The 17,581-nt window shown below is 48.4% G+C and carries 18 protein-coding genes; 14 read left to right on the forward strand and 4 right to left on the reverse strand.

Annotation, left to right across the window (positions count from 1 at the left end; all coding sequences use genetic code 11):
- Positions 1–12 precede the first annotated feature (12 nt).
- From ACR0QN_RS04320 to ftsZ, 5 genes are all read left to right on the forward strand, one after another.
- A complete protein-coding gene (locus ACR0QN_RS04320) occupies positions 13–1,371 on the forward strand; it encodes an FtsW/RodA/SpoVE family cell cycle protein (protein WP_432649965.1) in 1,359 nt (452 codons plus the stop codon).
- A gap of 32 nt (positions 1,372–1,403) precedes the next feature.
- The gene (gene murG, locus ACR0QN_RS04325) at positions 1,404–2,534 is read left to right on the forward strand and encodes an undecaprenyldiphospho-muramoylpentapeptide beta-N-acetylglucosaminyltransferase (protein WP_432649966.1); all 1,131 of its coding nucleotides are present in this window, start codon (positions 1,404–1,406) and stop codon (positions 2,532–2,534) included.
- An 85-nt stretch (positions 2,535–2,619) separates the two neighbouring features.
- A complete protein-coding gene (gene murA, locus ACR0QN_RS04330; RefSeq protein WP_432649967.1) occupies positions 2,620–3,894 on the forward strand; it encodes a UDP-N-acetylglucosamine 1-carboxyvinyltransferase in 1,275 nt (424 codons plus the stop codon).
- Positions 3,895–3,927: 33 nt separating this feature from the next.
- On the forward strand, positions 3,928–4,797 hold the full coding sequence (locus tag ACR0QN_RS04335; RefSeq protein ID WP_432649968.1) for a cell division protein FtsQ/DivIB: 870 nt from the start codon (positions 3,928–3,930) through the stop codon (positions 4,795–4,797).
- Between the two features lie 174 nt (positions 4,798–4,971).
- Positions 4,972–6,078: a cell division protein FtsZ gene (ftsZ, locus tag ACR0QN_RS04340; RefSeq protein WP_432649969.1), complete on the forward strand. Its 1,107-nt coding sequence runs from the start codon at positions 4,972–4,974 to the stop codon at positions 6,076–6,078.
- A 54-nt stretch (positions 6,079–6,132) separates the two neighbouring features.
- Here the strand turns inward: ftsZ and ACR0QN_RS04345 are convergent, their stop codons facing one another.
- Positions 6,133–6,663: a ferritin-like domain-containing protein gene (locus ACR0QN_RS04345; protein ID WP_432649970.1), complete on the reverse strand. Its 531-nt coding sequence runs from the start codon at positions 6,661–6,663 to the stop codon at positions 6,133–6,135.
- A gap of 75 nt (positions 6,664–6,738) precedes the next feature.
- Complete coding sequence (locus tag ACR0QN_RS04350) at positions 6,739–7,716, reverse strand: biotin--[acetyl-CoA-carboxylase] ligase (RefSeq protein WP_432649971.1); 978 nt, start codon at positions 7,714–7,716, stop codon at positions 6,739–6,741.
- A 280-nt stretch (positions 7,717–7,996) separates the two neighbouring features.
- Between ACR0QN_RS04350 and ACR0QN_RS04355 the strand changes: the two genes are divergently transcribed.
- Positions 7,997–8,596 carry a manganese efflux pump gene (locus ACR0QN_RS04355; RefSeq protein ID WP_432649972.1) on the forward strand — a complete coding sequence of 200 codons (600 nt, stop codon included), beginning with the start codon at positions 7,997–7,999 and terminating at the stop codon, positions 8,594–8,596.
- Between the two features lie 132 nt (positions 8,597–8,728).
- Here ACR0QN_RS04355 and ACR0QN_RS04360 read toward each other — a convergent pair whose 3' ends face one another.
- Positions 8,729–10,678: a beta-propeller domain-containing protein gene (locus ACR0QN_RS04360; protein ID WP_432649973.1), complete on the reverse strand. Its 1,950-nt coding sequence runs from the start codon at positions 10,676–10,678 to the stop codon at positions 8,729–8,731.
- 30 nt (positions 10,679–10,708) lie between these two features.
- Positions 10,709–11,233 carry an RNA polymerase sigma factor gene (locus tag ACR0QN_RS04365; RefSeq protein ID WP_432649974.1) on the reverse strand — a complete coding sequence of 175 codons (525 nt, stop codon included), beginning with the start codon at positions 11,231–11,233 and terminating at the stop codon, positions 10,709–10,711.
- 523 nt (positions 11,234–11,756) lie between these two features.
- Between ACR0QN_RS04365 and ACR0QN_RS04370 the strand changes: the two genes are divergently transcribed.
- From ACR0QN_RS04370 to tsaB, 8 genes are all read left to right on the forward strand, one after another.
- Positions 11,757–12,338 (forward strand): TerD family protein, encoded by a 582-nt coding sequence (locus ACR0QN_RS04370; RefSeq protein WP_432649975.1) that lies wholly within the window; start codon positions 11,757–11,759, stop codon positions 12,336–12,338.
- 185 nt (positions 12,339–12,523) lie between these two features.
- Entirely contained in the window at positions 12,524–13,429 is a 906-nt protein-coding gene (locus ACR0QN_RS04375; RefSeq protein ID WP_432650022.1) for an ATP-binding cassette domain-containing protein, read from the forward strand.
- On the forward strand, positions 13,426–14,340 hold the full coding sequence (locus tag ACR0QN_RS04380) for an ABC transporter permease (RefSeq protein WP_432649976.1): 915 nt from the start codon (positions 13,426–13,428) through the stop codon (positions 14,338–14,340). Before ACR0QN_RS04375 ends, ACR0QN_RS04380 begins: the two co-directional genes overlap by 4 nt.
- Complete coding sequence (locus tag ACR0QN_RS04385) at positions 14,337–14,771, forward strand: LytTR family DNA-binding domain-containing protein (protein WP_432649977.1); 435 nt, start codon at positions 14,337–14,339, stop codon at positions 14,769–14,771. Before ACR0QN_RS04380 ends, ACR0QN_RS04385 begins: the two co-directional genes overlap by 4 nt.
- 16 nt (positions 14,772–14,787) lie before the next feature.
- Positions 14,788–15,225, forward strand: coding sequence for a DUF3021 family protein (locus ACR0QN_RS04390; RefSeq protein ID WP_432649978.1), 438 nt, complete (start codon positions 14,788–14,790; stop codon positions 15,223–15,225).
- 101 nt (positions 15,226–15,326) lie between these two features.
- The gene (locus ACR0QN_RS04395; protein WP_432649979.1) at positions 15,327–16,352 is read left to right on the forward strand and encodes a GNAT family N-acetyltransferase; all 1,026 of its coding nucleotides are present in this window, start codon (positions 15,327–15,329) and stop codon (positions 16,350–16,352) included.
- Positions 16,349–16,828, forward strand: a complete 480-nt coding sequence (gene tsaE / locus ACR0QN_RS04400; RefSeq protein WP_432649980.1) for a tRNA (adenosine(37)-N6)-threonylcarbamoyltransferase complex ATPase subunit type 1 TsaE — start codon at positions 16,349–16,351, stop codon at positions 16,826–16,828. Before ACR0QN_RS04395 ends, tsaE begins: the two co-directional genes overlap by 4 nt.
- Complete coding sequence (tsaB, locus tag ACR0QN_RS04405) at positions 16,809–17,513, forward strand: tRNA (adenosine(37)-N6)-threonylcarbamoyltransferase complex dimerization subunit type 1 TsaB (protein ID WP_432649981.1); 705 nt, start codon at positions 16,809–16,811, stop codon at positions 17,511–17,513. The genes tsaE and tsaB overlap by 20 nt, the downstream gene beginning before the upstream one ends.
- The last annotated feature ends 68 nt before the right edge of the window (positions 17,514–17,581 follow it).

A 17,581-nucleotide genomic window follows, 5' to 3' on the forward strand; every position in this document is an offset into this window, starting at 1 on the left:
AGGAGTACCGAAATGCCCGAAAAAAGCCGAAAGAAAAAGCCCCGTTCCGAAAAGAAAGCCTTTCTGCCCAATAACAAAACTCTCTTCAAGAGACTTATGCCCAAATCGGAGTATCTCAGCAGGATACGTATCGGGGAAATTGACATTCCCTTCCTGATACTCGTACTTGTGCTGCTGGTTTTCGGCGTTATTATGATGTACTCCGCCAGCTATGCCTGGGCGATAAAGGATAATGTTGCCCCCGATTATTATTTCAAGCACCAGCTTGTAATGGCAGGAATAGGGCTTGTCATAATGATGTTTATCTCCAGCAGGCTGTTTGATTATCATATTCTCAAAAACCCTTATATCAATATCGGATTTTTTATTCTCTGCGTGATACTGATGCTCATAGTGCATATCCCCGGAGTAGGACTTTCCACGGCGGAAGCCAACCGCTGGATAAATCTGAAAATTTTCAGCTTCCAGCCCTCGGAGTTTATGAAGCTTGCCCTCATAATGCTTTTTGCCAATATGATGGCTTCAAACCACCGGAGAATGAACAGCCTGAAATACGGTGTTTTCCCATACCTTCTGATAATGGGCTTTGTGGCTTTCCTTACTATCCTGCAAAGACATCTTTCCGCAACCATTATCATATGTCTTATCGCTCTTGCAATGCTCTTTGTGGGCGGTACAAACCTAAAGTATTTCGTGCCTATGTGTATCGCAGGTATGGCAGGTCTGGCGGTATTGGTGCTCATTCTTTACCAGACAGGAAAATTCGACTATATCAACGAGAGAATTGCCAGCTGGCTCTACACCTTTGAACCGGAAAACAAGCAGATAGCCTGGCAGACAAGAAACTCCCTCATCGCCATAGGCTCGGGAAATATCTTCGGACTGGGTCTCGGAAATTCCCGTCAGAAATTCCTCTATCTCCCCGAGTCCAAAAACGACTTCGTTTTCTCCATCGTATGCGAGGAGCTGGGATTTTTAGGCGCAGCTGTAGTCATAATCCTGTTCCTTATGCTGGTTTTCAGAGGATTTTCCATTGCAGGCAACGCTCCCGACAAATTCGGTATGCTCCTTGCTTCGGGACTTGTTATCCAGATAGGCTTACAGGCGTTTCTTAATATCGCCGTTGTTACAAATACCATTCCCAATACGGGAATTTCCCTGCCCTTTTTCAGCTACGGCGGCTCCGCACTTATAATGCAGCTTGCACAAATGGGCGTGGTGCTGAACATCTCAAGGCAGTCAATGCCCTCAAAGGAAAAGCCCGACTCGGACGACGCTGCTGCGGAGCTTGAAAAAAGGCAGATAGCAGAAGCCAAAAAACAGCTTGGCGCAAGCGCAAAGGTTCGCAGAGTAAACAAGGGCGGGCATTAAACTATCCACAATGAAAGGACTGTATATTTAAAGTGAAAGTCTTGCTTGCAGGCGGAGGAACAGCAGGTCATATAAATCCTGCCCTCGCCATAATCTCAATAATCAAAGACCGCTGCCCCGATGCAGAATTTCTCTATGCGGGAACTCCCAACGGTATGGAGTCAAAGCTTGTTCCTATGGAGAACATTCCCTTTGCACCCATCAAGGTAAGCGGATTTCAGAGAAAGATAACTCCCAAAAACATCGCAAGAAACATTAAAGCAGCCGCATATCTCACCACCGCAGGCCATACCGCAAAGAAGATAATCAAGGGCTTTGAGCCTGATATCGTTATCGGCACAGGCGGATATGTAAGCGGTCCTATTGTCCTCGAAGCGGCGAGAATGGGTATCCCCACCGCCATTCACGAGCAGAACGCCTACCCCGGAGTTACCACAAGGATACTCTCCAAAAAGGTGAACAAAGTTATGCTCACTATGGAAGAGGCTGCGGAGTATTTCGACAAGGACGTAAAATACGTTAAAACAGGTCTCCCCGTAAGGAAGGGATTTAATAACGCCATCAGCAGAGCCGAAGCCAAAAAGCAGCTGGGACTTGACGAGAACAGCATATGCATTTTCTCCTGGGGCGGAAGTCTCGGAGCAGGAGCAATAAACGACTCCGCCATTGCCCTTATGAAGTGGGAAAAGGAGTCGGGCGCAAAGATAACCCATATCCACAGCTACGGAAAAATGGGTCACGATACCTTTGAGCAGCGTCTTGCCGATATGGGCATATTCCCCGACACAGACCCTGCCCTTATCGTAAAGGAGTACATACACAATATGGACGTATGCACCGCCGCAGCCGATCTTATCATCTGCCGCAGCGGAGCCTCGGCAATAAGCGAACTTGAAGCAATGGGCAGAGCCTCCATTCTTATCCCCTCCCCCGTTGTTGCGGGAAATCACCAGTATCACAATGCTATGGTGCTTGGAAAAGCGGGTGCTGCGGTTGTCATCGAGCAGAAGGATCTTACAGACGAGCTTATCATAAATAAGGTAAGCGAGCTTACTTCCGACCCCAAGGCTCTCTGCGACCTGTCCCGCAAGGCTCACGAACAATGCATTACCGATACACCCGACAGGATATGGAACGTAATTTCCGAGCTTACAAATAAGTAAAACTATCACCAACCGAAAATATCCGCATATTATAGCTTTATAGAACCACTTTATCACACTATAAAGCTGTAAAGGAGCGTCGGATATGCAGAAGCTGGTCATTGAGGGTGGAACGCCCCTTTTCGGGGAGATAATTACCCAGGGAGCGAAAAATGCTGTGCTGCCCGTCCTTGCCGCCTGCGTGCTCTGCGAGGGGAAGGTAATGCTCAGAAACTGCCCCTGCATTTCCGACAGATACGCCTCGGCACGTATACTTTCCGCTCTGGGCGCAAAGGTCACCGCCGAGGGAAATAGTCTGGCTGCGGACTGCTCCGACCTTTCCTCGGACGATATAAGCAGCAGTCTTATGAAAACAATGCGCTCCTCCATAATCTTTATGGGTGCGCTTCTTGGCAGAACGGGAAAATGCACTCTCTGCTACCCCGGAGGCTGCAATTTAGGTCCCCGTCCCATTGATATGCATATTTCCGCAATGAGGAAAATGGGGGCTGTCATATCCGACGAATACGGCGTTATAAGCTGCACCGCTCCCGAGGGGCTTAAAGGCTGCAGACATTCCCTGTCATTCCCCTCTGTGGGCGCAACGGAAAATATAATGCTTGCCGCAGTCACCGCCGAGGGAGAGACAGTTATCTCAAATGCCGCAAGAGAGCCTGAGATATGCTGCCTCGGGGATTTCCTCAGAGCCTGCGGAGCAAAGATAAGCGGAGACGGAGGCGGACGCATTGCCATTGAGGGCGTGAAAAAGCTCACTCCTCCCCCCGAGCCCTTTGAGATAATCCCCGACAGGATAGCCGCTGCCACATATATTTCCTGCGCCGCCTGTGCAGGAGGTGAGCTGCTTATCAGAGACTGCGCTCCCGCACATCTTGAAGCGGTGATACCCGTTTTCGAGCAGATGGGGTGCAGGCTTAGAGTATTCGGCAGCAATATCTACATATACAAAAAAGGCAGGCTAAAAGCCGCCGACACTATACGAACAATGGTCTATCCGGGCTTTCCCACCGACGCACAGGCTATCCTTATGGCACCCCTGTGCACCGCCGAGGGAACCACCGTTTTTGTGGAAAATATTTTTGAAAACAGATACCGCCACGCCGACGCTCTTTGCAGAATGGGCGCAGATATACGAGCCGAGGGAAAGGTCGCCGTAGTAACAGGCGTTCCCCATTTGTACGGCACAGTTACCGAGGCTCCCGACCTGCGGGGGGGAGCAGCTCTCGTATGTGCGGCGCTGGGCGCAATGGGTACGACCGAAATATCGGGAATAAGCTACATCGACAGAGGCTATGAAGAAATAGAACAGGTCCTTTCCTCCGCAGGAGCGAAAATATCCCGAATGACAGAGGAAAAGCAGTAATATCGTCATAAAACCGAAAGGAAGTTAAAAGGCTTGAGCTATACACGCAAAAAGAAAAAAAGCAGCAATGCTATGGGCATAATAGTCTTTCTTATAGCGGCGGCAATATTTATTCTGCTGTCCACCACCGTTTTTTTCAACGTGGAGCATATCACCGTTGAGGGCGCTTCCAACTACACCGCCGACGAGATAATCGAGGCAAGCGGCATAAAGGCGGGAGACAATCTTGTCCGCACCTCCACCGACAAATGCGCCGAGCAGATAGAAAGCCGCCTTGTTTACATAGAAAAGGCAAAGGTAACAAGAGCCTTCCCGAACACAATGGTAATAAACGTGGAAGCCAGCGTTCCTGCGGCGAATTTCATCTGCGATGATTATACCCTGCTCATAAGCGGCGGCGGAAAGGTACTCGACAAGCTTCAGGAGCAGAAAGCGGGACTTCTGAATTTCGTTGGCACAGACCCTATGCCCGGCCTTATCCCGGGAGCGCAGTTTCAGTCCGCCGACGAGCATAAAGACAATGCCGTAAAGAAGCTAATGGAATATTTTTCCGAAAATGACTCCGAGCATATTACCCTTGTTGACGTGACCGACCGCTCCGAAATAAGCTACACCTATGACGGACGAATAACCGTAAAATTAGGCTCCATAAACGATATCGACTACAAGATGAGCTTCTCCGAGGAGATAATAAAAACTAAAATAGGCGAAAAGACCGAGGGGATACTCACCATTCTCTCCGACTCCACGGGAGCCTCCTTCCTCGATAAGGAAAGCCTTGAAAACAACGCAAGGATATACGGCGAGAATATGGCAGAGCGCAATGCCGCCGAGAGCGGAACGGACGAAAGCTCCTCTGAAACGGTTTCCGAAACATCAGCCGCCGTACAGTCTATGGAATAATTTCCTCTCAAATTGTGAGATGTGAGCAAAATGGAGGGCTGATAATCAATTTTTTGTGCAAGAGCGATTTTTTTAAGAAAATCACTTGAAATAATTTTGTTTTTGTGCTACAATATAATTTGTATAATAGTTTGAAAAATCTGCATTTACATATATGTTACAGGAGGAAGTAAAATGGCGATCATGGTTGATACCGAAAAAAACACCTATGACGAAGTTATAAAGGTTGTCGGCGTAGGCGGCGGCGGCGGAAACGCCGTTAACCGAATGGTTGACGAAGGAATAAAGGGCGTTGAGTACATCACCGTCAATACAGACGCAAGAGCCCTCAATTCGTCAAAGGCTGCCACAAAGGTCCAGATAGGCGTTAAGCTCACAAACGGCAAGGGCGCAGGCGCAAAGCCCGAGGTGGGCGCAAGCAGCGCAGAAGAGAACAGAGACGAGATCAAGGCGGCTCTTAACGGCTCCGATATGGTATTCATCGCAGCAGGTATGGGCGGCGGCACAGGCACAGGCGCAGCTCCCATCGTTGCCGAGATAGCACAGGAGCTTGGCATACTCACCGTTGCCGTAGTCACAAAGCCCTTTGAATTTGAGCAGAAGGCGAAAATGCGTCAGGCTGAGGCAGGCATTGCCGAGCTTAAAAAGCACGTTGACTCCCTTATCGTTATCCCCAACGAGCGTCTTCTCCAGAGTTCCGAAAAGGAGCTTACTATGAGAGAGTCCTTTGCTCTTGCGGATAATATCCTCAAGGTCGGCGTAAAGTCCATCGCAGAGCTTATCACTGTTGAGGGCGACATCAACCTTGACTTTGCAGACGTAAAGACCACTATGAAGGACGCAGGCTATGCTCACATGGCTATCGGTCACGGTTCGGGCAAGGATAAAGCTGCCGAGGCTGCAAAGCAGGTCATTTCCAGTCCTCTCCTCGAGACTTCCATTTCCGGCGCAACAAGACTTCTCGTTAACATCGTAATGAGCGAGGACGCTCTTGCAAGCGATATCAACACCGCCACAAGACTTATTTCCGAGGCTGCAGACCCCGATGTAAATATGATCTTCGGTACCTCCTTCGACGAGAATATGAAGGACGAGATCAACATCACCGTTATCGCCTCCGCATTCAACGATGATGTTACCTTAAACGCACCTGCAGAGGAGCCTGCACCTGTTTCCAACGTAGAAAAGGTTCCCTCCGCTTCAAATGCTGCTCCTGCCGCTAAAAAGACCACGATCGACGAGGACTACAGCGAATTTTTCAATATGATAAACAAGAGATAACATATATTGTGCATATTCAAACGGTCAGCTCCGTCGGGGGCTGACCGTTTTTTATCATTGCTTTTTCCCGTTTATCATCGTCTTGTGGGTGATAAGAGACTTGAGCAGACTTGTATGTATCATCTCGTCCAGCGCTATCCTTGTGAGAACGGCAAAAACATATCTGTCACCCGACTGCCTTGCAAGTGAAACATACGCAGAATAAGCCTTCTGCTCGCCGTTTAAGTCGTGGATAAGGGCTGTCTGTATCTCCTTTGAGTAGTTCACCGATGAACCGCTCCAGAAAACAGGCTCGCCCCCCGAGTACCAGCCGTAAACCGGGTCTGCCCCAAGCTTGTGAACAAGCTCGCTTATCATACGCAGATGGTGCATTTCCACCTTTGCAAGGCTCCCGAAAATACGGGATATCTCGGGGTGGCTCTCCTCAAAGATAACGCTCTGATAAACATATTCCGAAATAGTTCCGAATTCGCCGCTGCTGCCGCCAATTGCAGCGCAGAGCTGTTCACCGAACTGCCTGTTCTCCCCCGACACCCTGACCTCGGGATAGGGTGAGCTGTCGGCAACGATAATATCTGTTCCCATTAAAATACCTCCGCATAAAATCATCTACGGATAATTTTATGCGGAGGTATAGATTTTTATGTATATGTGAAGGTGTTATCCTTCTTCTCCGGGGAAGCGGACCGTTCCGCCTGAAAGAGCCTCTGCCTCGCCCTTTTCATTCTTGATAAGAAGCTTGCCGAAGCTGTCAATTCCTGTGCAGAGCACCGTTCTTGTAACATCGCCCTGAGTGACCTCAATGGTCCTGCCGATAAGGATAGAACGCCTGCGGTATTCATCAATAAAGTCCTGCGATGTGATATTGTTAAGCCGTCTCTCAAGGCAGTTTAAAACTTCGGCGATAAGCTGGCTGCGGTTAACGCTTGAGCCTGTCTCAGCACGAATGCTGGTGGCGATATTTTCTATCTCCTTGGGGAAAATGGTGTTTGAAACGTTGATTCCGATGCCGATAACAGCGTATTCAAGGCCGCCCTGCTCAACGTCAATAGCCGCCTCGGTAAGTATACCGCAGAGCTTTTTGCCGTTTGCATAGATATCGTTTACCCATTTAATGCCGCACTCCAGACCGCTTACCTTTTCAATAGCCTCTGCAACGGCAACAGCAGCGCAGGAGGTGATCGTAAGAGCATATTCCACCGAAAGCTTGGGACGAACGATAACGCTTACATAAACGCCCTGATTGTTGGGAGAATGGAACTTCTTGCCCTGTCTGCCTCTGCCATCGGTCTGGGTCTCGGCGATAACGCAGTGACCGTGAACTGCGCCAAGCTGAGCAAGGCTTTTTGCAAAGCTGTTGGTAGAGTCCACCGATTTGAAAATGTCCATTTTCCTGCCCAGAGCCTCAGTCTCCAGGAAGGAAATGATAGAGGGTTCGTTCAATATATCATTATCGGAGGTGAGACAGTATCCTCTGTTGGTAACGGCGGAGATGGTATATCCCTCTTCTCTCAGCTGCTTCACCGCTTTCCAGACAGCGCTTCGGGTCATACCGAGGGAAGCAGCTATCTTGTTTCCCGAAACACTTCGCCCTCTGTTTTCTTCAAGTATTTCGAGAACTTTATCTTTTAATGCCATAATTCTCATCCTTTCCTCATGGCAGCATTTACATTTTATCTATATTTATTAAAAATTAGTAGTCCATATTAAGATATTACCATATTTGCTTCGGAATGTCAAGAATTTATAATGTTTTCTTTATGAATTACCTTTGAAAATGTTGAGTAAATTCCCCGTTATCTGTAGGAAATTCCCACAAAAAACGTAACCTGTTACAGCTGCAGTTCATATTATAATACAGCGGCACCAAAAAAGTGTGACTGAAAGTGTGACCTGATTTTTGCAAAGGAGAACTGTAATGGGTTTGTTGTTGATAGGGGCTGCCACCTCGGCGGATATTTTTGCGGCAGCGCTGGGGATAAGCGCAGGGGGAATAAAATTTCCAATAAGATCTGCCTTTGCTTCTGTGCTTTCGGGTGCTGCGGTGCTGTGGCTGTCGGCTCTTCTTGCCTCTGCGGCGGACAGGATACTTCCGCTTGACATAGCAGTTTACATATCAAAAGCCATTTTGTTAATAATGGGTCTATATTCTATTTTCGGAGATCGCATTAAAAAACTGCTTCCCCCGAGGAAGAAGCGAAAAGGCTGCCGCCTGTATCATTACGCCGAAGTTATGAATGACCCAAAAATATCCGACTGTGATAACTCCAAAAGCATATCACCTGCCGAAGGGATAGCAATGGGTATAGCCCTGTCTGCGGACTCGGTTTTTATGGGAATAAGCGCCGGGATAGCAGGCTATGCTCCTGTGATGATATTCATAAGCTCTCTTTTTTTCGGAATGGGAGCCATAGCTCTGGGAACAGCTGTGGGAAAAGGCTTGTCCGCACGGATAAAAAGCCTTGCCCGTATTCCCGTGGGCGGCATAATTCTTATAATACTGGCATTTATCATATGACCTTTCATTCATTATAACCTTTTTCAGCCAATAGCGCAATAGGTTACAGAAATTTTTATATAACTTTCTTTATGCAAACACACATTCCACAAAAAGACTGCCGCAAAAACTGCGGCAGTCCGAAAGTATTATTTAAAAATCAAAGGCGTCGATAACGGTCATATCGGCAAGAGAAACGGAAACCATACGTCCGCTTCCGATTATGTAAAGCACGCCATCAGTAACAACAGCCCTGTCAAAACGATAGCTGTCATCAAGATCGTTGTACTCAAAAACGCCCTTCTCGGTAAATCCGTTACGATCGCAGCCAAAGACGAAATACTGGTTTTTAACTCCGAACTCGGTCACGCTTGAAACGGGAATTCCGATAATGCCGTTTTCCGGGTCTGTAAGCATAGCCTTTTTATCGGTAAGAGCAGGAGACTGTGCCCCCTCTGTCTGAGCAAAGCATATCTCGCTTAGCTTAACGCCCTCATCGGAGCTGTACAGCTCAAGTCTGAAGCAACCCTCGGGTACAGCGCTGATACCGACCATAAGGTCATCACCGAAGCTATTAACGTAAGCCGCCATAAAGCCTGCCGCCGTTTCATCGCCCACAGGACTGCTCTGATCAAGATCGACCACAAGAGCAGGCTCGGTGCCGCCGTTTTCAAATATGCTTGCATAGCTTCCGTCAAACTTAACGGCGCCTGCGATAACACCGGGAAGCAGACCTCTTGTCTCGGAAACCGTCACAAGAGCGCTGTCGAGAGTGTAAATATTCGTGGTTATCATACCGTTCTCGTTGTAAGCCCTGCAGGCGATCCTGAACACGCCGTCGGACTCGCACATACTGTAGCGGCTGATAAGCTCGCCGTCTACAGAACCGCTTGCCTTATAAACAAGTCCGTTTTCGGAAATGTCAAAGGAAGTGACCGATGTGTAAGCCACACCGTCCTTTACTCCCGAAGAAGCCACATAAAGCGAGCTGTCGGAGCAGTAAGCATCTGCGCTGCTGCCGAGAACAGCCTTCACCGTAACATTTACGGGGTCGCTGCACTTAACGGCAGAAATAACGGTATAATCTGTGTTGTTCGCACCGGGAGGAACGATAATGTCCTCAGCGGCAACGAAGTTCTTCTCCCCGTCCACATAATAGGCGGGAACGTAGCTTTCCAGATCCGCATTCTCATCAAGGGGAACAGCACGGTAATCGGAATAGCCCGTTACGAGATAGAGGATACCCGAATCATCAATACGAGCCGACGTGTAAACGCCGTTTTGCTTATATGATTTCAGACGGACAGGGGCTCCATCGGATATATCAAATATATCCACACATACGCTCGTATGCTCGGAGCTGTCCTCGGGATCGGAAGCAATATGCTCGCTTATGAGGACCAGAGAATTTCCTCTCACATACATTTCAAAGGGAGAATCTTCCTCGGTTATCTCAGCCACAACTGCCATATCCTCCTTGGAAACCGCATAAAGGGTTCCGCCGCAGATGTAGTAAATGCACTTGTCGCTGCTCTTGACAATATCCGCATCGGAAAAATCCGATCTCACAGCTTCTATGGTTTCCTGCGGTATTTCTGTTTCTGTTGCAGGAGCGGCTTCTGTGATGGCGGGAGTGGTCTCGGTCACGGCAGAGGTTTCCGTCTGAGGACTTGCAGTATCCTCGTCGGTAATGATCTCAACGCCGTCGCCGTTCTCAGCGCCTCTTGCGGCGTCACCCGAACCGTTAAGATAAATGCCCGTATAAATGTTGTATAGTTCATCGTAGGACTGTACCTGTACAGCCTCGTATTCTATCTCGCTTTCGATCTCTGCAGGCTTTGCGTTTTCCTCACGGAAAGCGGTAAATCCTGCTGCCAGCGCAACGCACGCAGCAGCGGCTGCCAGCGTTCTCATAATGACCGCACGGTTTGTACGGCTTGTGGTGATCTTAACAGAGCGTTCCTCATCGGCGGAGGCTTTCTCCGTTGTCTTTATATCCTGCCTTCCGACCTTTCTGAGCATTGCCTCAATATTTTCGGGCAGCAGCTCCTCGGGGACTTCGATATTATCGAGAGCCTTTTTCAGCTCATTGTCAAAGCTCATACTTCCGACCTCCTTTCTTTAAGAAATGATCTAAGTTATAAGCTGTTTCAGCTTTGCTTTAGCTCGTGCCACCTTTGAACGAACGGTATTCGCATTAGTACCGAACATTTTGGCGATCTCTTCGCTTTTGTAGCCTGAAACCACGCTTAGTGACAACACCATACGCTCCTCAGCACTGAGCTGCTTAAAGCCTTCCATAACATTCATACCGTCAATATCTATTTCTGCGGCATCGTCTTTAGCTTCTTCGCCGAGGTCATCAAGCTCTTCCCTGAAATTATTTATCTGTGAATACTCCCTGCGCTTGTTTTTTATCTTTACCGTAAGGATCTTCGTTATCCAGGCTTTGAAGGCTTTTTCGTCCCTCAGCTTTGTTATGGAGGAATAAGCTTCCAGCACCGTGTCGCTAACCACGTCGGAAGCGTCGTGTTGATTGTTCAGGTTCAGAAGAGCGATGCGGTACAAGTCCTTGTAAACAAGGGAATAAAGTTCGGCAAACGCTTTGGGGTCTCCCGCCTGTGCACGTCTTACAGAGGCGGTAAAATCCAAGCTCATAGTAGTGAATCACCTCGCACCCGCCTTTGCAGCAAGGCAGATTGATATGACATCGTACCGAGTTATATTTATATGTTCCGCTCTTTCTGAGCCCTGTCATATAAATAGTGCAGATAAACGCTTAAACTGTTGCAGAAAATTTTTGAGTTTGTAGAAACTCACAATCAAAAGCCAATCAAAGCTTCTTTGCTTGTTGATACTGCACATATTTTCAATATAATCCGGCAGATATCGGCATAATAAGATCTGAGAATAACATCATTTTTATCTTGCAGCCACAGGGGCTGTTACAGCCAATATATAATTTATTTTACTATAAAACGTCTCCGATGTCAAGAGAAATGATGTTAATTCGGCAAAACTGCTTTTTCCATTAAAATCTCATTAAAACAGAGTTATTATTTAGAAAAAATATTGACACATATTTTGCCGTATGCTATAATGTATTTAACAAAAGGGAAATAACCTTTGTGCAGTATGGCAAAAAACGATATACAAAAATATTTTTCTGGAGGAATTAAAAATGGCAATCAGCTTACAGAAGGGTCAGAAGATCGACCTCACAAAAACAAACCCCGGACTCACTCAGATAATGGTAGGTCTCGGCTGGGACGTTAACAAATATGACGGCGGCAGCGAGTTTGACCTTGATGCGTCCGCATTTCTTTTAAACGCTTCGGGCAAGGCAGAGAGCGATTCCGACTTTGTTTTCTACGGCAATCAGAAGCACCCCAGCGGCTCTGTTGAGTCCAAGGGCGACAATACCACAGGCGCAGGAGAGGGCGACGACGAGCAGATCCTCGTAGACCTTTCAAAGGTTCCCGCAAATGTGGACAAGATCGACTTCACCGTTACCATCTATGACGCAGACAAGAGAAACCAGAATTTCGGACAGGTCTCCAATGCCTATATCCGTATCGTTGACAACGCATCGGGCACCGAGCTTATCCGCTACGACCTTTCCGAGGATTTCTCCATTGAGACAGCAGTTATCGCAGGCGAGCTTTACAGAAACGGCGCCGAGTGGAAGTTCAATGCTATCGGCAGCGGCTTCTCGGGCGGTCTTGCAGCACTCTGCGCAAACTTCGGTCTTAATGCAGGCTGATTATTAGAAGCAAGAATTTCAAGAGGCAAGAAGCAAGATTTCGGGCGTTCTCCTTTACTTGGGGAACGCCTTTTAACGTTTCAAAATGCATTTCACCCCCCTTCATTTGCACCTTGCCCCAAAAGCTATTGTAATCTCCGACGCTGCCGTGTATAATAAACACATCACAAAGCACAAAGGAGAGACTGACAATGGTAATAGAAGTAAACAACCTGAAAAAATACTTCGGAGAGGTCAGAGCGGTGGACGACGTAAGCTTCAGCGTACAAAAGGGTGAGCTTTTCGGATTTTTAGGCGTAAACGGCGCAGGAAAATCCACCACCATAAACATTCTCTGCACCCTCCTTGCCCCCACCTCGGGCAGCGTTACGGTCTGCGGCAGGGAGATCGGCAAAGAGGACAATATCATCAAAAAGCACATAGGCGCAGTTTATCAGAACAACTGCCTTGACAAGCTTCTCACAGTAAAGGAAAACCTCCTCACCCGTGGCAGCCTTTATGTCAGCGACAAAGAACAGCTCAGAAAAAACATCGGAAGGGTAAGCGGCATTCTTGACCTGGGAGATATCCTTAAACGCCCCTACGGCAAGCTTTCGGGCGGACAGAAGCGGCGCTGTGAAATAGCCGCCGCTCTTATCCATTCCCCGGATATCCTTTTCCTTGACGAGCCAACGACAGGTCTTGACCCTGCCGCAAGAAAAAGCGTGTGGGAAACGGTAAGAAGCCTGCAACGTGAAACGGGTATGACAGTTTTCCTCACCACCCACTATATGGAAGAAGCGGCTCAGGCAGACCACATTGCCATAATGGACAAGGGACATCTCACCCGCTTCGGAACGCCTTTCGAGCTTAAAGAAAAGTATGCCCGTGACAAGCTTGTGGTCACATTAAAGGGCAGAGGAGCGGAAAATCTCCTTGCCGCAATGGACTGTTCCTATTCTCTTTCGGGAGACAAGGCGGTCATTGATATCCCAAGCACCATGGAAGCCCTGCCTCTGCTTGAAAAGATACGGGATATGATAAGCGGCTTTGAAGTTATCCAGGGAACACTTGATGATGTTTTTCTGAGTGTAACGGGAGGTGCGGTATGAACGGATTTTTTAGTCTTTTAAAAAGGAACTGTCTTGTATTCCTGCGTGACAAGGGCGCAGTAATAATGTCAATGCTCTCAATGGCAATAGTCCTGCTGCTGATGGGCATTTTCCTGGGCAATATGAACGTGGAGGAAATAACAGACCTGTTAAAGCAGTACGGCGGCGAAAGAGACGAAGCAGCCGACCTGCAGAACGCAAAAATACTTGTTCACTACTGGACGCTTGCGGGAATAACCGTAGTAAACGCCGTTATGGCGTCCCTCACCGTAATGGGACAGATGATAAGCGACAGCTCGGAAAACCGCCTTGCAAGCTTCTACTGCGCCCCCGTAAGCAAGGGTGTCATCTCCCTTTCCTACATAACCTCCTCGGTGGTCATAGGTACGGCAATGTGCCTCGCAGTAATGGCAGCATATATGGGCTATATCGCCGCAATCGGCGGAGAGGTGCTCCCTGTAAAGGACATACTGCTTGCGGCGCTTTACACCTTTATGACCGTCTGCATTTTCTCGCTTATAATGTACCTTGCGGCAATGTTCGTAAAAAGTACGGGCGTATGGTCGGGCATAGGCACGGTCGTGGGAACACTTGCAGGCTTTGCGGGAGCAATATATCTCCCTATGGGCAGTCTTGCGGAGGGTGCGGCAGCGGTGCTGAAATTCATACCCATTCTTCACGGCACATCTCTCCTGCGGCGTGCCTGCTGCGGAGAGATCCTCCAAAAGACCTTTGATGGACTGCCGAAGGAAGTGCTTGAGGAATATAACAAATATATGGGCATAACCGTTGAAATGGGAGACAAGACCCTGACGGACTCGGCACAGATACTTTTTGTCTGCCTGTTCGGACTTGCAGCCCTTGCAGCAATACTTATAATATCCCGGAAAAGGAGAGCTTCCGACAGATGAAAATAACCATACTTGACCCCTCCCCGGGGGAAGAGGACGAGATAATCATAAAATGCCGCCGCCTTGACGAGGGTCTTATCCGCCTGATACGTGACTACGGCGGAGAGGACCCGAGACTTAAATGCCGCAAGGACGGGAAAATATATTTTATCCCACCCGAAGAAATATTCTATTTTGAATCGGTGGACGACAAGGTTTTCGTTTACTGCGAAAAAGAGGTCTATGAAATAAATCATAAGCTGTACGAGCTGGAGGAGCTTTTGCCACGGGAATTTATGCGCTCCTCCAAATCCTCCATACTGTGCCTTGACAGGATAAAAAGCCTTGCCCCCGCCTTCGGAGGACGCTTTGAAGCGCTTCTCACAAACGGAGAGCGGGTCATAATCTCAAGGCAGTACGTCCCCGAGCTTAAACACAAGCTTGGTCTGTGAAAGAAGGGATATTATTATGAAAAAACTCAGCCGTATAGCAAAGCTTTTTACAATGATAGCCTCGGGGATACTGCTTGTTGCCACAGTCTACATCACCGTTTTCTGGGGACCCGATACCGAAATAAGCATAAAGGTCCTGTGGCAGATAATAGCCGCTGCCGCCCTTTGTTCCCTTGTGGAGCTGATATTCCCAAGCGGCGAAAAGGAGCCGTCCAAAAAGGCAATGCTCATTCTCACCATACTCTGTTTTGTTTATGTAAACGCCGTAGTCCTGACCTGCGCCTTTGTCTTTGAGTGGATAAGAAACAAAGACCCCCTTATGATAACAGCAATGGAGCTGTGCATAATCGCCGTATTTGCGGGTGTGTACGCCATAGGCTATTTTTCCGACCGCAGGGAAGCGGAAAAAATGAACCGTATCCTCAGCCGCAATGATAAAGATAAAAACCGTTAAGCTGCAAATAAATTCGACTATTTACAAAATATAACTTGACCTTTCCGCTATAATGTGATAAAATAGTGATATATAAGCCAAAGGCGGCGGGAGGGATTTTGGTGGATATTGAATACGTGTCCGAGCTGAAAAAGCCGACAGATACAATAGATCTTTACAAAGCTCTCGAATGGTATAACCTCAGCGGCTACACCGACGAGGATATCGAAAAAGCCAACGCCAGCTTTTATTCCTGCTACGCCTACGACGGGGACACCCTTGTAGGTCTGGGCAGAGTAGCCTCGGACGGTCTCATAGCCGCCATAATGAGCGGGATATGCGTCCGCACCGATTACCGCAGGCACGGCATAGGCGCTGAAATTGTAAAAAGGATAGTGGAATACTGCCAGTCGGGCATCTATAAGCTCAGCGTGCAGATATTCTGCGAGGACAGTCTTATCCCCTGGTACGAGGGTATGGGCTTTGAAAAAATGCCCGTGGGAATGAGAAAGCCAATGCCTCAGTGCGAGGAAAGAAGCGCTCTGAAAAAAAATTTCGGTGATATCTACGGCATCGACCAGATAACCGAGCTTTCCGAGGATTTCTACTGGTATAATTTCGACGCATTCGGCGATTTCAGCTACTACAGCGGTATGGGCAGCGAGGGAGTAAAGGTCCCCTTTATCCGTATGATACTTTACAGCAACGCCCCCGTCAGATTCAGCGCCGAACTTATCTTTGAGAATGTAAGCGAGTTTGAGATAGGCTGTATCGGAGTGAGAACTCCTCTTTTCGGCTTTGATATAATCTGCACCGAGAAATACGGCTATGCCGAAAAAAAGCGGTATAAGATACGCTCTCTCGAGGACGACGATATCAGCTTTTTCTGCGAGAAATTCCGTGTAATGAGCGTGACCCCTTCAATGAGCACCGCAAGCATTGCCAGCCCCGAAAAAGCGGACGAAAATATAGCCCGTTTAATGTCGGGCGCTGACGAAGCGGAAGCGGAGTATGACGCCGCTCACAGCAACGACATTCCTGCCGAGACAAAGCCAATAGGCGGAAATGACCTGAGCGATAAGCTTAAAAGTCTTCTGTCCGCCGCATCGGACGTTGACGAGCTGTTAAAAAATATGGGCAGCGTATGAAAGGAGCAGCCGTGACACCCTATTCGGAAACCGTATTCACCGCCACCCCCGAGGAGACCATAGAAGCAGGCAGGCGCCTGGGAAAGCGTCTTACGGGCGGCGAGGTCATAGCATACAAAGGCGGTCTCGGGGCAGGAAAAACCACCTTCACCCGAGGCCTTGCAATGGGAATGGGTCTCGAGGACAACGTTTCCTCACCCACCTTTGCCATAGTAAACGAATATCACGGGGACGGACTGTCCCTTTATCATTTTGATATGTACCGCATAAGCGGCGGAGAAGCCCTTGAGACCACAGGCTTTTTCGATTATATGTCCGAGGACTCGGTCATAGCCGCCGAGTGGTCGGAAAATATTGAAGATGAGCTTGACGGAAACACCATAACCGTCACTCTTGAACTTACAGAAAACGGCGGCAGGAAAATAACCCTGACCGACCCCACCGGAGGAACTAAATTTGCTGGTACTTGGAATTGACACATCGGGAAAGACCGCTTCCTGCGCTCTCTGCACAGAGGATGCGGTCCTTGCCCAGAACACCTTTGTAACAAAGCTCACCCACTCACAGGTGATAATGCCGATGTGCAAAAAAATGCTCTCCGACGCAGGAAAGACTCTTTCCGACGTGGAGGGCTTTGCTGCCGTAAGCGGTCCCGGCTCATATACGGGACTGAGAATAGGAATAGCCGCAGTAAAAGGGCTTTGCTTCGGGCTTGATAAAAACTGCGCAGGGGTATCGTCCCTTATGTCCCTTGCCTATAATTTCAGGGGCATATCTCCCCTTGACAGTATCATCTGCCCCGTAATGCACGCCCGTCAGGAGCTTGTTTATAACGCTGTTTTCAAAGCAGAAAACGGCAATATCATAAGAGAGCGTGAGGACGGGATCACCCAGGTAAAACAACTTGCCGACGAGCTTTCATCGCTCTCACAGAATGTCATTTTAACGGGAGACTATGCCGAAACTCTTTATGCTTCTCTTAAAGATAAATGCAGCCATATATCCCTTGCGCCGCCGCTTCTGAGAGCGCCCCTTGCCTTGAGCCTCTGCTATGCCGCAATGGATATGGGATTTTCCTCTCCCGACGACCTGAACGCCGAGTATTTACAGATAACAAAAGCCGAAAAAGATCTGAACGAAGCGCAGGGCAGCGCAAAATAGCCGAAGATCACAGTCCCCTTCATATTTCCCGATACAGGAAATATGAAGGGGGCTTTTTTCATATCAAA

Source organism: Huintestinicola sp. (assembly GCF_050874005.1).
Classification (GTDB): Bacteria; Bacillota; Clostridia; order Oscillospirales; family Ruminococcaceae; genus Huintestinicola.

Coding starts and splice junctions, on each gene's coding strand:
- ACR0QN_RS04320 (WP_432649965.1), top strand. CDS start 13: ATGCCCGAAAAAAGCCGAAAGAAAAAGCCCCGTTCCGAAAAGAAAGCC.
- murA (WP_432649967.1), top strand. CDS start 2,620: ATGCAGAAGCTGGTCATTGAGGGTGGAACGCCCCTTTTCGGGGAGATA.
- ftsZ (WP_432649969.1), top strand. CDS start 4,972: ATGGCGATCATGGTTGATACCGAAAAAAACACCTATGACGAAGTTATA.
- ACR0QN_RS04345 (WP_432649970.1), bottom strand. CDS start 6,663: ATGGGAACAGATATTATCGTTGCCGACAGCTCACCCTATCCCGAGGTC.
- ACR0QN_RS04350 (WP_432649971.1), bottom strand. CDS start 7,716: ATGGCATTAAAAGATAAAGTTCTCGAAATACTTGAAGAAAACAGAGGG.
- ACR0QN_RS04355 (WP_432649972.1), top strand. CDS start 7,997: ATGGGTTTGTTGTTGATAGGGGCTGCCACCTCGGCGGATATTTTTGCG.
- ACR0QN_RS04360 (WP_432649973.1), bottom strand. CDS start 10,678: ATGAGCTTTGACAATGAGCTGAAAAAGGCTCTCGATAATATCGAAGTC.
- ACR0QN_RS04365 (WP_432649974.1), bottom strand. CDS start 11,233: ATGAGCTTGGATTTTACCGCCTCTGTAAGACGTGCACAGGCGGGAGAC.
- ACR0QN_RS04370 (WP_432649975.1), top strand. CDS start 11,757: ATGGCAATCAGCTTACAGAAGGGTCAGAAGATCGACCTCACAAAAACA.
- ACR0QN_RS04380 (WP_432649976.1), top strand. CDS start 13,426: ATGAACGGATTTTTTAGTCTTTTAAAAAGGAACTGTCTTGTATTCCTG.
- ACR0QN_RS04385 (WP_432649977.1), top strand. CDS start 14,337: ATGAAAATAACCATACTTGACCCCTCCCCGGGGGAAGAGGACGAGATA.
- ACR0QN_RS04390 (WP_432649978.1), top strand. CDS start 14,788: ATGAAAAAACTCAGCCGTATAGCAAAGCTTTTTACAATGATAGCCTCG.
- tsaE (WP_432649980.1), top strand. CDS start 16,349: ATGAAAGGAGCAGCCGTGACACCCTATTCGGAAACCGTATTCACCGCC.